At 58.5% G+C, this 14672-nt stretch carries 15 protein-coding genes; 9 read left to right on the plus strand and 6 right to left on the minus strand.

Translation table 11 applies throughout. The annotated features are described in order from the left end of the window. Positions 1-16: 16 nt before the first annotated feature. Entirely contained in the window at positions 17-2101 is a 2085-nt protein-coding gene (locus G6L97_RS09040) for a putative bifunctional diguanylate cyclase/phosphodiesterase (protein WP_026330768.1), read from the minus strand. Positions 2102-2401: 300 nt separating this feature from the next. On the opposite strand from G6L97_RS09040, the gene G6L97_RS09045 reads away from it, so the two are divergent. The 5 genes from G6L97_RS09045 to G6L97_RS09065 all read left to right on the plus strand — a co-directional run bounded on the left by G6L97_RS09045 (position 2402) and on the right by G6L97_RS09065 (position 7711). Continuing rightward, positions 2402-3013, plus strand: coding sequence for a 50S ribosomal protein L25/general stress protein Ctc (locus tag G6L97_RS09045; protein ID WP_111783589.1), 612 nt, complete (start codon positions 2402-2404; stop codon positions 3011-3013). 306 nt (positions 3014-3319) lie between these two features. Then, the gene (locus G6L97_RS09050; RefSeq protein ID WP_019565213.1) at positions 3320-5704 is read left to right on the plus strand and encodes a bifunctional diguanylate cyclase/phosphodiesterase; all 2385 of its coding nucleotides are present in this window, start codon (positions 3320-3322) and stop codon (positions 5702-5704) included. 16 nt (positions 5705-5720) lie between these two features. After that, positions 5721-6434 carry a substrate-binding periplasmic protein gene (locus tag G6L97_RS09055; protein ID WP_019565212.1) on the plus strand — a complete coding sequence of 238 codons (714 nt, stop codon included), beginning with the start codon at positions 5721-5723 and terminating at the stop codon, positions 6432-6434. A 101-nt stretch (positions 6435-6535) separates the two neighbouring features. Beyond that, entirely contained in the window at positions 6536-7252 is a 717-nt protein-coding gene (gene pth / locus G6L97_RS09060; RefSeq protein ID WP_174002852.1) for an aminoacyl-tRNA hydrolase, read from the plus strand. 6 nt (positions 7253-7258) lie between these two features. Then, entirely contained in the window at positions 7259-7711 is a 453-nt protein-coding gene (locus G6L97_RS09065; protein WP_111783590.1) for a GNAT family N-acetyltransferase, read from the plus strand. Positions 7712-7722: 11 nt separating this feature from the next. On the opposite strand, the gene clpS is transcribed toward G6L97_RS09065, so the two are convergent. Beyond that, complete coding sequence (gene clpS, locus G6L97_RS09070; protein WP_003513495.1) at positions 7723-8034, minus strand: ATP-dependent Clp protease adapter ClpS; 312 nt, start codon at positions 8032-8034, stop codon at positions 7723-7725. Between the two features lie 253 nt (positions 8035-8287). Between clpS and ychF the strand changes: the two genes are divergently transcribed. The 4 genes from ychF to G6L97_RS09090 all read left to right on the plus strand — a co-directional run bounded on the left by ychF (position 8288) and on the right by G6L97_RS09090 (position 11350). Further along, positions 8288-9391, plus strand: coding sequence for a redox-regulated ATPase YchF (gene ychF / locus G6L97_RS09075; protein WP_003513497.1), 1104 nt, complete (start codon positions 8288-8290; stop codon positions 9389-9391). 322 nt (positions 9392-9713) lie between these two features. After that, a complete protein-coding gene (locus G6L97_RS09080) occupies positions 9714-10187 on the plus strand; it encodes a MaoC family dehydratase (protein ID WP_003513500.1) in 474 nt (157 codons plus the stop codon). Then, complete coding sequence (locus G6L97_RS09085; protein ID WP_003513502.1) at positions 10184-10651, plus strand: MaoC family dehydratase; 468 nt, start codon at positions 10184-10186, stop codon at positions 10649-10651. Before G6L97_RS09080 ends, G6L97_RS09085 begins: the two co-directional genes overlap by 4 nt. Before the next feature lie 63 nt (positions 10652-10714). Beyond that, the gene (locus G6L97_RS09090) at positions 10715-11350 is read left to right on the plus strand and encodes a class I SAM-dependent methyltransferase (protein WP_065702309.1); all 636 of its coding nucleotides are present in this window, start codon (positions 10715-10717) and stop codon (positions 11348-11350) included. Positions 11351-11363: 13 nt separating this feature from the next. Here G6L97_RS09090 and G6L97_RS09095 read toward each other — a convergent pair whose 3' ends face one another. The 4 genes from G6L97_RS09095 to G6L97_RS09110 all read right to left on the minus strand — a co-directional run bounded on the left by G6L97_RS09095 (position 11364) and on the right by G6L97_RS09110 (position 14659). Continuing rightward, positions 11364-11906: an adenine phosphoribosyltransferase gene (locus tag G6L97_RS09095; RefSeq protein WP_019565208.1), complete on the minus strand. Its 543-nt coding sequence runs from the start codon at positions 11904-11906 to the stop codon at positions 11364-11366. A 90-nt stretch (positions 11907-11996) separates the two neighbouring features. Then, positions 11997-12389, minus strand: a complete 393-nt coding sequence (locus G6L97_RS09100) for a GFA family protein (RefSeq protein ID WP_003513508.1) — start codon at positions 12387-12389, stop codon at positions 11997-11999. A gap of 79 nt (positions 12390-12468) precedes the next feature. Continuing rightward, on the minus strand, positions 12469-13353 hold the full coding sequence (locus G6L97_RS09105; protein WP_003513510.1) for a cytochrome c1: 885 nt from the start codon (positions 13351-13353) through the stop codon (positions 12469-12471). Positions 13354-13375: 22 nt separating this feature from the next. Further along, a complete protein-coding gene (locus G6L97_RS09110; RefSeq protein ID WP_019565206.1) occupies positions 13376-14659 on the minus strand; it encodes a cytochrome b in 1284 nt (427 codons plus the stop codon). Positions 14660-14672: the final 13 nt, after the last annotated feature.

Here is a 14672-nt window from a genome sequence, read left to right on the forward strand (position 1 = left end):
CGGGCTGCGCCTGATATCATACCGCCTTGAAATAGCGTTGGCCGGTGGTGGTGACCTCCGGCTCGTCCTCCGTCGAGAGGAACGTGTCGTCGACGAGATTGGCGATGGAGGTCAAGGGACCGGGCCTGCCGAAGAAGAAGCCCTGCACCTGCAGGCAGCCTTCGCGGCGAAGGAACTCGATATGGGCCTTCGTCTCGACACCTTCCGCAAGCACCGGAATATTGAGGCTATGCGCCAGAATGAGCGTGGAGCGAACGATCGCCTCCGACTGCACATTGGTCGACAGGCCATCGATAAAGGCCCGGTCGATCTTGATCTTGTCGAAGGGAAAGCTCTGCAGGGTCGACAGAGAGGAATAGCCCGTGCCGTAATCGTCCATGGCGATCTTGACGCCGAGCGCCTTGAGTTTGCGGATCGTGATCAGCGCGTGGCGGTGGTCGGCGATGATGCTGCCTTCGGTGATTTCAAGCTCAAGCCTCTCAGGCGCAAGCGCCGTCTCCCTAAGAATCTTCTCGACCTTCTCGGGGAAATCATTGTCCGCAAGCTGCTGCGGGGCGACATTGACGGCGATGGAAAGCGATTTTTTCCAGAGAGCCGCCTGCGCGCAGGCTTCGCGCAGAACCCATTCGCCCAATTCGACGATAAAGCCGGTCTGCTCCGCGATCGGAATGAATTCGACGGGCGAGATCATACCGCGTTCCGGATGTTTCCAGCGCAACAGTGCCTCGAAACCGACGATGCTGCCGCTCTTGGTATCATTCTGCTGCTGGTAGTAAAGCTCGAACTCGCTGTTGGCGAGACCGCTGCGCATGGCCACGGCAAGCGCGTTGCGTTCGCGTGCGGCTTCATCCATGGACTTGTCGTAAAAGCAGATCGTGTCGGAATTCCCGCCTTTTGCCCGATACATGGCGACATCGGCCTGCGCCATCAGCGTGTCGGCGTCAATGGCGCCGGTATTGCGCACCGATATGCCCACACTCGCGCCGACCGAAAACGTCTGCCCGTTCCATTCGACCGGCCTGCTGATCTGCTCGATCAGCCGCTGGGCGAATTCCGCACCATCGGCGCGGGTATAATAGGAATGGGTCATCGCCACGAATTCATCCCCGCCCATACGCGCCAGAAACTCCCCGGCTTTCAGAACGGAACTTGCGCGGTCGGCAATGGCGCGCAGCACGGCATCGCCCGCCGCATGGCCGTGAACGTCGTTGATTTCCTTGAAGCGGTTGAGATCGATGGACAAAAGCGCCGTGTGTGCGCCCATGGAGAGATGGCGCGTGCGTCGGTTGAGATGTTCGATAAATGCCGCGCGGTTCGGAATGCCCGTCAGCGGATCGTGCAACGAAAGATGACGATAGCGGGCGACCGCCTGCTGGGTGGACTGGGCGTCGATGACATAGGTGGAAAGCCCGAGCGCCAGCAGGAGAAGCGTCACGGCGATGGCGCCCCCACCCATGATGGCTGGCGGCAGCAGACTTTCCGAAATGACGATGCGCGGATCGAACTCGAACAACATCGAGGCCATGCCGGTGTAATGCATGGAGGCGATGGCCAGGATCAGGAACGCAACCGAGCTATATTGGCAAAACCGGTTGACTGGGCGCGCGATGCGATTGACCGCGAGCGCGCCGAATACAGCCCCGAGCACCAGCGAAGCGATGACGTAGGTCTGGTTCCAGAAAATCATACCCTGGATCTGATAGGCAGCCATGCCGGTATAATGCATGGCCGCAATACCGAGACCGACTGTCGCACCACCCGCTTCCACCAGCGCTGTGCGTCCGCCATAGGCGGAAATGGCGAAGCCGGTTGTCGTTGTGGCAATGGCGATAAGAAGCGAAAGCCCGGTCAGATAGGGATCGTAACCCACCTCCCCGGCAGCGACATAACCCAGCATCGCCACGAAATGGGTGGTCCATATCGCCGACCCACCATTGACACCAGCCAGAAACAGCCAGTTGACCTTTTGCCAACCCCTCGCCTGACGCGCCCTCGAGAAAAGACGCATCGTGACGAAGCTCCCCAGCATGCAGACGAGGACCGCTGCTGTGGTGTATCGGAAGTCATGATCGACGGTAAGGCACTGGAGAACTTTAAGCATTGTCATCTACGCAATTGGAATTCCAGGCAGCCTTATCACTTGCCAAGTTTGCAGCCGGTTTATATGAATGGATAAGCATATATTAAAAGTTGCAATGCACGAGTGAATTAGACAAGTCTAATAAAATCACAGCATAGCATCCGTGGAAAACGGCCGCTCTTGTCTTTGTCTTCCGTTTGTATTATAGCGCCCGCACCCGTGTAGACACCCTTGGAGGCAACGCGGGCGAGATGGCTTTTAGCCTCTCCAGTTCAGCGCCTGCGGGCATGAACTCTCCATATAACCTCGAAAGGAATTGCCATGAGCAAAGAATCGTATGAGCTCAAGGCCGAGGCGCGCGAACGAGTTGGTAAGGGGTCCTCTCGTGAACTTCGCCGCAACGGTTTGATTCCCGCTGTCATCTATGGTGACAAGCAGGCCCCCATTTCCATCGCTCTGTCTACCAACGAAGTAACCAAGCGTATCCACGCTGGCGGCTTCATGACGACTGTGGCGGTAATCGACGTCGACGGCAAGAAGATCAAGGTCCTGCCGAAGGACTACCAGCTTGATCCGGTCCGCGACTTCACCATGCACGTCGACTTCCTGCGCGTTTCGGGCAACACGCTCGTCAACGTTGAAGTTCCGGTTCACTTCGAAAACGAAGAAAAGTCGGAAATCAAGATCGGCGGCGTTCTGAACATCGTTCGCCACACGGTGGAATTCCACTGCCCGGCCAACGACATTCCGGAATTCATCACGGTTGATCTCGCCGGTCTGAAGATCGGCGACAGCGTTCACATTTCGAATGTGAAGCTGCCGAAGAACATCTCGCCTGTAATCGCCGACCGTGACTTCACGATCGCAACGATCGTTGCTCCGGCTGGCGGCGTTGCTGAAGAAGAAGAAGAAGCCGGCGAAGCTTCTGAATAATAATCTGCGGCCATAAGGCCAGACAGATTTGAGCTAAAAGGCCCGTTCCGTTTTTCGGAACGGGCCTTTTAGTTTTTATGAACTTTAAAAGCAAAAACCTCTCGCCGCGTGCAGGATGCCGGTCCCGTTTCAGCGTGAATTAACAATTCCATGAAACGATGCCCATTGCGTTATCGTGAAAACACCGGACGGGTTGAAGAAATACAGTGAGGATACAAGGCCGTTGCCGAAAACCTCAAGGATGTCTCTCCGGACGGGGCGGAAACGGGGCGCAGTTATCTGGGGTAGAGGGTACTGCAATAGAACATGGCTCATTCCGTCGAAAGTCGCTTTATCGCGATTGTTTCCGGTGCACTTCTCACAGTGGTCGCCCCGCTTTTCACCCTTTTGCTGACCCTCTCCTATCACGAGGCTATCCGTAGCCAGCGCAATCACCTTGAGATCCTGCTGTCAACCAATGCGCAGGCGCTTGCCCGCCCGCTATGGGATCTCGACGACGACACCATAAATCAGATTACCGGCACCCTCGTCTCCGACCCCGTGATCCGCATGGTCGAGGTCAAGGATACCTCTGGCCAGCTGGACATCATCCAGACGGCCGGCAGCGACATCATTCAGGATGCAGCCTCCACGACCCGCGAAGTGACCTACAAAACCACAAACGGTGTCGTCACCGTCGGGCAACTGACAGTCTATTACGACGATATCGGTCTTCTGACCTCTCTCAGCCGCACCGAACTGGCGTTCATCACAATTTTCATTCTCGCCATTCTCACCACCGTTCTTGCGGCCATCGCAGGCAACCGCTTCATGGTCATCCGCCCGCTGATGCGGCTGGCGGCAGCGATAGAAGCGACACGCCGCGTCGGCTCCCGCCACCATGTCGACTGGCGCTCGAAGGACGAGATCGGCAGGTTGGCAAAAAGCTTCAACGAAATGCAGACCCAGCTTGAAAAGGAAGAGCTGGAAATCAAGCATGCCCATGAGCGGAAGACGGAAATCTACAATCGCACACCCGCCATGCTGTTCTCGCTTGACAGATACGACAGGATTGCCGCGGTCAGCGACTATTGGGTGCAGGCGACCGGTTATGATCGGGCCAGAATACTCGGCCTGAATTTCGCCGACCTCATCCACCCGGATGACCGGTCCCTTTTCCTGCAGCGCAAGGCGGCGCAACATTCGCCCGACGCCGCACATGCGGGTATAACGGTGCGTTTTCATTGCATGGATGGCAGCGTTATGGACGCCCTCATCCTTGAAAAAGCCCTTGATTCCGGCAACGCACATCAGGGCACATATCTCTGCGTCATGACTGACGTGACGGAGTTGCGCCAGTCGGAAAAGCGCAACCGCCAGCAGGCTATTTCCGACCATTTGACCGGTCTCTTCAATCGCCAGGGTTTCGAGGCCATTCTCGACGTGCAGATCCGTGACGCCGACAGGAACGGCAGCGAACTGGCATGCCTTTTCATAGACCTCGACCGGTTCAAGGCCATCAACGACAATCTCGGCCATGCGGCGGGCGATGCGGTTCTGCGGGAATTCACGCTGAAAATCGAACCACTGCTGACACCGCTGGACAGCGCGTCGCGTCTGGGCGGCGACGAATTCGCCATCCTGCTTGCTGGCGACAAGGTGGAGGAGCGCGCCCAGCTGTTCTGCGAGCGGATTTGCACCATGCTGGACACGCCCTTCGAGATCGAAGGCAACAGCATCCGTCTCAGCGCCAGCATCGGCATGGCGATCTACCCGCTGCATGCCGCAAGCGCGTCCGAACTTTTGCAGAATGCCGACATGGCCATGTATACCCGCAAGAGAACGGGCAAGAACGGCTCGCAGATCTTCGACAGCTCGATCATGGACCGCGCCCGCGAACATGCGGAACTGGAAAGGGATATTGCGCAGGCGCTTTCCGACAATTGGTTCGAGGCTTATTTCCAGCCGATTCAAGATCTTGCAACGGGCCAGACGGCGGGTTTCGAGGCACTGTTGCGTCTCAACCATCCGGAAAAGGGATTGCTTTCTCCCGCCACGATCATCAGCCTTGCGGAAGAAAACGGCACCATCCATCGCATCGGCAACGTCATCCTCGACCAGTCAATCGCCAATCTGGCCAGACTGTCGCACCTGCCCGGCATGGAGCAATCCTATGTGGCGGTGAATTTTTCGCCGCTGCAGTTCGAACCGGGATTGCCGACCCGTATCGCCGGCGTCCTTCACCGCTACGGCATTCTTCCCAAGCGGCTGATTATCGAGATAACCGAGGCGGTCATCATGAAGGACGATCCGCAAATCCGGGCGATCCTCAATGCCATTCACCAGCTGGGCTGCCGCATCGCGCTGGACGATTTCGGCACCGGTTATTCGTCGCTAAGCTATCTCAGCCGCTTTCCGGTCGACATCGTCAAGATCGATCAGTCCTTCACGCGCTCGATCTGCGACGACACGGTGGAGATAAGGCAGCGCAGCCGCATGCTGGTCGAGGGTATCGCCGCAATCTCACACAAGATGAATTGCTCCGTCATCGCCGAAGGCGTCGAGACGGAAGAGCAGAAGGAGCTTCTGACAGTGATAGGCGCGGATTACGGACAGGGCTATTATTTTGCGCGACCGCAGCCCATTGAACGGCTGATCGCCGCATTGAATGCGGATAACGGCGCAGACCGCGCCGCGGCGCGACAGGCGTAAACCGGTGGGAGCAGCCATGGGATTGATCCGCTTTTGTCTGATCTTTCTTGCTCTTGCCGGCCCGGCCAGCGCAGCCAAGCTTTTCCTGACCACCGAGGTTTACCCGCCTTATAATCTGCAAAACGACGACGGCAGCGTGGCGGGCGTTTATATCGACCAGCTCAGGATCGTACTTGAGGATACCGGCACCGATTACGAGGTTGCCGTCATGCCCTGGGCGCGGGCAATCGCATTGGCCACAACGAAGGCCATGCATTGCGTCTTTGCCACGGCGAGAACGCCCGAACGGGAAAAGCTTTTCAAATGGGTCTCACCGATCCATAGCGACCGCAATATCCTCGTGGCGCGCCAGAATGCGGATATCAACGTCTCCAGTCTGGAAGACGCGAGGAAATACCGGGTCGGCACCCAGCGTGGCGACTACACCGAGGTCCTTCTTGGCAACCTCGGTTTCGAGCATGTGGATGTCGGTGCTGATTTCCAGATCACGCTTCACAAGCTGAACGCAGGCCGCATCGACCTGATGCCCATGTCGGAAAGCACTTTCAAAAGCCAACCCCCAGGCACGTTCAGGGAAGTGATAACGCTGGCGCGGCAACAGCTGGGTCTTGCCTGCAACAAAAGCGTTCCAGACGAGGTCATTGCAAAATTGCAGGCGCGCCTGGACAGGCTGATCGCCGATGGAACGCAACAGAGCATATTCGACCGCTACAAACTCGTCAGCCCTTGAGCGCCCGCTCGCGACATCAAAAAATCCATAAAAAGATTGACAGCCAGAACATTTCGGGGTGGTGACAACAGCATCGTCAGGCAAAAAAGCGGACATGCCCCATGAAGATCATCGCAGGCCTTGGTAACCCCGGCGCCCAATATGCGGGAAACCGTCACAACATCGGCTTCATGGCCGTGGATGCGCTGCAGCGCCTGCCTTCCTTCTCGCCCTGGGCGCGGAAATTCAAGGCGGAGATTTCCGAAGGCGAAATTGGCGGTGAGAAGGTTCTGCTGATGAAGCCCCTCACCTACATGAACCTGTCGGGTGAATCCGTCGGCGAGGCCATGCGTTTCTTCAAGCTTGCACCGGCAGACATTATCGTCATCCATGATGAACTGGATTTGCTTGCAGGCCGCGCGCGCATCAAGACCGGCGGCGGCCATGGCGGCCATAATGGCCTGAAATCGATCGACGCCCATTGCGGCAAGGAATACCGCCGCCTGCGTCTCGGCATCGGCCATCCCGGCGACAAGGAGCGGGTGCATGGCCACGTTCTCGGTGATTTCGCCAAGACCGACCGCGTCTGGCTCGATCCGCTGCTGGACGCCATTGCCGACAATGCCGCCATGCTGGTGAAATCAGAGGATTCGCAGCTGATGAACAAGCTGGCGCTTGCCACCGGCAGCAAGCCGGAAACGGAAAAACCGGCCAAGGCGGCCAAGCCCGCCGCGCAATCCCACATCCATCAGGCGCGCAACAACGCCCAACCGAAAAAACTGCCGGAAACCGGGCCGATGACAGAGATGCTGAAGCGGATGTTCGGCAAGAAGGATTGAGCGCAGATGTCTTCAGAGACCATGAGCCTTCGCGAAGCTGGCCCGGACGATCTGCCGAAACTGCTCGAACTTTACCAGGCGCTGAACCCTTCCGACCCGCAACTGACGGCGCAAGAGGCAAGCACGGTTTTCGCCGCCATGCTCGGCCAACCCGGCCTCACCGTGTTCTTTGCCATGGAAGAGCAGGAACCCGTTGCAACCGCCACGCTTCTCGTCATCCCGAACCTGACGCGCGCTACCCGTCCCTATGCCTTCATCGAAAATGTGGTGACGCTGGAAACTCGTCGCGGCCGGGGATATGGCCGCGCAGTCGTGCGCCACGCCATCGAGACCGCCTTTGCCGCAAATTGCTACAAGGTGATGCTGCTGACCGGCCGGCAGCGTCCTGAGGTGCATGCCTTCTACGAAAGCTGCGGTTTCATTCAGAACAAGACGGGTTTCCAGATCCGGCGGGATTGAGCATAAAGCCGTCACTCCTCCGGCTCGGTGGTGAACATCAGCGGAAACCCGGCCTCCTTGCCAAGATCGTTCGCCTCCTTGGCCTTGGTCTCGGCAATGTCGCGCTCGCAGACAACGACGACCGCGCTTCCGAAGCGATGCGCCGTCATCATCACCCGGTGGCCGGTGTCCTCGCCCATGTGGAAGACGACCTTCAACACCAGGGTGACGAAGTCGCGCGGCGTATAGTCGTCATTCAGCAGAATGACCTTGTAGAGCTTAGGCCGCTCCAGCTTCGGTTTGACTTTCGGTTTCGGTTTGAGATCAACAGGACTGTCACTCATCATTGTCGCCCGTGATTGTCACTCAATTGTAGCCCATGGGGAAAATCCCCGTTGATGACGAAAGATCGGTTGCTCGACCGGCGCATATTGCGCCGCAACCGCAGCATCGACAACCCCGGCCTCGCACTCGCGCAGAATTCCGCGCCATTCGCGGGGCTTTGCCCGCCCAAATCGGCCCCCGGGCTTGACCTTGCCCTGCCCTTTCCGCAAAAGGCTCCTCAACGAATTCTTTCAAACGGACAGGTTTCAAGCCATGGGCTTCAAATGCGGTATCGTCGGGCTGCCGAATGTCGGCAAGTCCACCCTCTTCAACGCGCTGACGAAAACGGCGGCCGCGCAGGCCGCCAACTATCCCTTCTGCACCATCGAGCCCAACACCGGCGAAGTTGCTGTGCCGGACCCCCGCATGCAGCAGCTTGCGGCCATTGCCGGATCGAAGGAAATCATTCCGACCCGCATTTCCTTCGTGGACATTGCCGGCCTGGTGCGCGGCGCATCGAAGGGTGAAGGTCTCGGCAACAAGTTCCTCGCCAATATCCGCGAAGTTGATGCCGTCGTGCATGTACTGCGCTGCTTCGAGGACGACGACATCACCCATGTGGAAGGCCGCATCAATCCGGTTGGCGATGCCGACACGATCGAGACGGAACTGATGCTCGCCGACCTCGAAAGCCTGGAACGCCGTGTCGAGCAGACGCGCAAGCGCGCCACCAGCAAGGACAAGGAATCCTTGGCCCAACTGCCGGTGATGGAAGCCGTAATTGCTCTGCTAAACGACGGAAAACCGGCACGTCTGCTTTTGAAGACACTGGCGGACGAGGAAATCGAAATCCTCAAGGGCCTCAATCTCCTGACGTCGCACCCGGTGCTTTATGTCTGCAACGTCTCTGAAGCCGACGCATCCACCGGCAACGAGCACACCGCGGCTGTCGCGGAGATGGCAAAGCAACAGGGCGCCGAATGCGTGATCATCTCGGCGGCGATCGAGGCCGAAGTCGCGCAGCTTCCGGCCGATGAAGCCGAAGAATTCCTCTCGGCCCTCGGGCTCACCGAAGCCGGTCTCGACCGGTTGATCCGCGCCGGCTATCACCTGCTCGACCTCATCACCTATTTCACCGTCGGCCCGAAGGAAACGCGCGCCTGGACGATCGTGCGCGGCACCAAAGCGCCCGCTGCCGCCGGCGTCATCCATACCGATTTCGAACGCGGCTTCATCCGCGCCTTTACCATCGCCTATGACGACTACATCGCCTACAAGGGCGAAGTTGGTGCCAAGGAAGCCGGCAAGGGACGCGACGAAGGCAAGGAATATGTCGTCCAGGACGGTGACGTCATCCACTTCCGCTTTAATACCTGATCTGGTCTTAAGCGCGGCGGCGGTCACATCGCGTCTTTTGACGCGCTGACCGAAGTGACACAGACCTGTGGCTTGTTTCTTCTCCCCGGCGGGGGAAGATAGCCCGGAGGATCTGATGAGGAGGCAAGGCTGGCGAATCTCACGACCCTTGCCCCTCATTCCGCTATCGCGACCTTCTCCTCCTCTGGGAGAAGGCAGCATGCCGCACCCGATCTCTCAATAGGATCTCCCTACGCCGCGAACGCACTCTCGATTTGACCTTTACGTAAAGGGAAAAATCATTTTAGATGCCGGTGACATCGACTAGGCAAGGGAGGAAGCCATGGCGCCGGTCGCGACATATGCCTATGAGGATTTTTCCGTCGGACGGGAATTTCCCCTGGGACCGCAATCGATTTCTGCAGCACAAATAATCGAATTCGCCAGCGAGTTCGATCCTCAGCCCATGCATCTGTCCGAAGAGGCTGGCCGCCAGAGCATTCTCGGCGGGCTGGCGGCATCCGGCTGGCACACCTGCGCCCTGCTGATGCGAATGATGGCGGAGAGCTATATCAGCGATTCGACATCGCAAGGCAGCCCCGGCATCGATTATGTCGACTGGAAAAAGCCGGTTCTGGCTGGCGATACGCTTTCGGGAAAATCCATTGTTCTGGAACAGCGCACCTCCAGCTCACGCCCTGGCATCGGCCTCGTGAAGTTTCGCCACGAGCTTTACAACCAGCGCGGCGTTCTGGTATCGCACGGCGAAAACACCGTGATGTTCCTGATGCGTGCGGACGGAGGCCTTGCGGCATGAGACTGGCAGAACTTTCCCCGATCGGCGAACGGGTCACCCTCGACACATTGCATTTTTCCGCCGAAGACATTGTCCGTTTCGCCCGCGATTTCGATCCGCAGCCCTTTCATCTCGATGCCGAAGCGGCGAAAAACAGCGTCTTCGGAGCGCTCTGCGCTTCCGGTTGGCACACCGGCGCTGGCTGGATGAAATGTTTCCTTTCCCATTGGGGCAAGGAAGTGAAGAGGCTGAAACAACTTGGCCTTGAACCGCCGAAACTCGGCCCCTCCCCCGGCTTTCGTGAACTCAAATGGAAAAAGCCGGTTTTCGCCGGAGACGACGTGACCTATTTCGTCACCTTGCTCGATGCCCGACCACTGGAATCAAGAGCCGGGGTTTGGCTGAACACCACCTTCAACGAGGGCGTGAACCAGTCCGGAGAAACCGTGATGACCTTCCAGAGCGGGGTTCTGGAGTTCGAATAGCGGCTGGCCGAGATAGCCCGCGCGCGATACCCTCGGAATCGGCGTCGCGGCGGGAAGGCAAGAATGAACGATATCCTACAGGGTTATGCTGAAGCGGCAACGCCGGACCTGATTGCCAGGTTCGATGGACTGGATTGCCGGGAAATCTACGCACCGGTCATCGATCTGTTGCCGGTCTCACCGGCCCGCGTGGCGGATATTGGCAGCGGCACCGGTCGCGATGCCGCCTGGTTTGCCGAATGCGGCCATGATGTTCTGGCGATAGAGCCGGTCAAGGAACTGCGTGAACCCGGAAAGAGATTGCACCTCTCGCACAAGATAACCTGGCTTGACGACTGTTTGCCCGATCTGATGAAAGCGCGCCGCCACGGCCCGTTCGATCTGGTTACGCTGTGCGGCGTCTGGCACCATATCGATGACGAGGCACGGCAGACCGCCATGGAAAGCCTCTCGGAGATGACGGCAGAAGGCGGATTGCTGATCATGTCTCTGCGTCACGGCCCCGCACCCAAAGGCCGCCGTGCTTTTCCCATTTCACCAGCGGAAACGACGGGCAATGCAGCCCGTCTGGGGTTCACGTTGATACGACAGGTAGAAGTTGCTTCCATTCAGGCGGGTAATCGCGCCATGGGCGTCCACTGGACATGGATCGCACTACGAAAGAACGGACAAAACACCGGCCTGTCGCAACATTCCTAGCCGGAAACCGGCCTCAATGGCCTGAAAACTCCACCAGTGTCCGCACTTCCACACCGAGGTCTTCCAGCTTCCTGCGGCCGCCGAGATCGGGCAGATCGATGACGAAGCAGGCCGAAACGATTTCCGCGCCCATCTGCCGCAAGAGTTTCACCGCACCTTCGGCGGTGCCGCCAGTCGCGATCAGGTCGTCGACCAGAATGACCTTTTCGCCCGGCTGCACGGCGTCCACATGCATTTCCATCTCGTCAACGCCGTATTCAAGGCTGTAGGCCACGCGCACGGTGGTGTGCGGCAACTTGCCTTTCTTGCGGATAGGCACGAAACCGGCGGAAAGCTGGTGCGCCACCGCTCCGCCCAGAATGAAGCCACGCGCTTCCATCCCCGCGATCTTGTCGATCTTCGTTCCCGCATAGGGCTGCACAAGCTCGTCCACGGCACGGCGGAAAGCGCGCGGATTGCCAAGCAGAGTCGTGATGTCCCTGAAGATGATGCCCGGCTTCGGATAGTCGGGAATGGAGCGGATGGCAGCGGAAAGCTCCGAAGCGATAACGGTCATGGTATTTCCAGTTAGATTGGGAAATGGATCAGAAGGTTCGGGCCACCCTATCAACTTGGTGGCTGCGGACCAACTAAAAAGGACCGCCGCTCATTCCTGCCCCGACATTCCCTCGATCCGCGCCCAGACTGGGCATACATCCGCGAAGGAATGCGACAGAGGCCGTAGCGCCTCATCATTTCTGTCGTCAAAAGAGCCGGAAACGAGGGCGACAGTCGGTGCATCGTCGATGGCGCCAAGCGTGCTGCCGCAGACCGCGCAAAACGCACGGCTGGAATAATCTGAAGACCGGAAAACCATGGGCGCACCGCGCTCTCCCGTCCAGACCACTGCATCGCTCGCAAACTCCACCCAGGCAAGGCTGGAAGCGCCGGAGTGCCGCTGGCAGATATCGCAGGAGCAGCTGTGCGGATTGCCGGGTTCACCCGTGGCCTCGAAACGGACGGAACCGCACAGGCAGCCACCGCTCCGGACTTTCGCCATTTCTCATCCTCCTTCGACACATGAAAAGGCCCCCAGGGCAAGACCATGGGGGCCAATGATTGCGGGCATTTGAAGCCGCTCAATGTTCTTTGTTGGCGTAGACCGATTTCTTGGTGAGATAGATCAGCGCCGTGAAGATGAACAGGAACACCATGACCATGAAGCCGGTGCGCTTGCGCGCTTCCAGATGCGGTTCTGCGGCCCACATCAGGAAAGCGGACACGTCCTTGGAATATTGATCCACCGTCTGCGGCGCACCATCGTCATAGGTCACCTGATCGGCACTGATCGGCGGCGCCATCTTCAGCGCCACGGCGCTGGCGAAATACGGGTTGAAATGCGTGCCTTCCGACACTTCAACGCCGGCAGGCGCGTCCTGGTATCCGGTCAGCAGCGCATGGATGTAGTCCGGGCCGCCTTCCTGATAACCGCCGATGATCGGAATCATGTCGATGACGAACTGCGGAAAGCCGCGCTCCACGCCGCGCGCCTTGGCAAGCAGCGACATGTCCGGTGGTGCAGCTCCGCCATTGGCAGCAGCAGCCGCTTCGTGGTTCGGGAATGGCGAGGGGAAATGGTCGGAAGGCACAGCCTTGCGATTATACATTTCGCCGTCGGCGTTCGGCCCGTCCTGCACTTCATATTCCGCAGCAAAGGCCTTCACCTGCTCTTCCGAATAACCGAGATCGCCCAGCGTGCGGAAGGAAACGAGGCTCATCGAATGGCAGGCAGAGCAGACTTCCTTGTAGACCTTCAGGCCGCGCTGCAGCTGGCCCTTGTCGTATTTGCCGAAAGGTCCGGCAAAAGACCAGCTCTGCTCCTCGGGCTTGATGACCGGGAAGTGACCGCCGGCGATCGCATGCTCGGTCTTGGTGGCGAGATCGTGGCTCTCCTCCGCCGCAAAAGCGGCGGCGGAACAGCCGATGGCAGCGATAAGCGCGATGCTCGTTACAAGCTTCTTCATTGTCGTCATCCTTCCTTCGCGCTCAGACTTGGGCGGCCGCTGGCGCGGCAGTCTTCTTGGCGGCGTTCTTTTCCAGAACGGCCTCGGTAATCGAATTCGGAATACGCCGCGGCGTTTCGACCAGACCGAGGATCGGCATGATGACGAGGAAGAAACCGAAGTAATAAAGCGTGCCGATCTGCGACATGATGACATAAAGGCCTTCCGCCGGACGCGAACCCAGCCAGCCGAGCAGGATGGCGTTGACCACGAACAGCCAGAAGAACAGCTTGTACCAGGGACGATAGACGGCGGAGCGAACCTTCGAGGTATCGAGCCAGGGCAGGAAGAACAGCACGATGATTGCGCCGAACATGACGAGAACGCCACCGAGCTTGGAATCGATCGGCCCGATATTGAAGGTGATGGCGCGCAGCATCGCGTAGAACGGCAGATAATACCATTCGGGCACGATATGCGCCGGTGTCTTCAACGGATCCGCCATGATGTAGTTATCAGGGTGTCCGAGGAAGTTCGGCATGTAGAAGACGAACCACGCATAAGCGATGAGGAACACCGAAACGCCGAGTGCATCCTTCAACGTCGCATAGGGCGTGAAGGGCACCGTATCGGTCTTGCTCTTCACTTCCACACCGGTCGGATTGGTCTGGCCGGTCACATGCAGCGCCCAGATATGCAGGATGACGACACCCGCAATCATGAACGGCAGCAGGTAGTGGAGCGCGAAGAAGCGGTTGAGCGTCGGATTGTCCACCGCAAAGCCGCCGAGCAGGAACTGCTGAATCCACTCACCTATGCCCGGGAAAGCCGAGAAGAAGCCGGTGATGACCGTGGCGCCCCAGAAGGACATCTGGCCCCACGGCAGCACGTAGCCCATGAAGCCCGTCGCCATCATCAGGAGGTAGATCACGCAGCCGAGAATCCAGAGGATTTCGCGTGGCGCCTTATAGGAGCCGTAATAAAGTCCACGGGCGATGTGCAGGTAAACCGCGATGAAGAAGAACGACGCACCGTTGGCGTGCATGTAGCGCAACAGCCAGCCGTGGTTGACGTCGCGCATGATCTTTTCGACGGAATTGAAGGCAACCGTCGTTTCAGCGGCGTAATGCATGGCAAGCACGACGCCGGTGAGGATCTGCACGATCAGCATGACAGCCAGCATCGCGCCGAACGTGTAGGCGTAGTTCAGATTACGCGGGACAGGATAGGCAACGAAGCTGTCATAGATCATGCGCGGCAAGGGAAGCCGCGAATCGATCCACCTCTCGATGCCGGTGGACGGCTGATAACTGGAATGACCACTCATAAATATCTGTCCC

It is taken from the genome of Agrobacterium tumefaciens (genome assembly GCF_013318015.2).
In the GTDB taxonomy this organism is placed as follows: Bacteria; Pseudomonadota; Alphaproteobacteria; order Rhizobiales; family Rhizobiaceae; genus Agrobacterium; species Agrobacterium tumefaciens.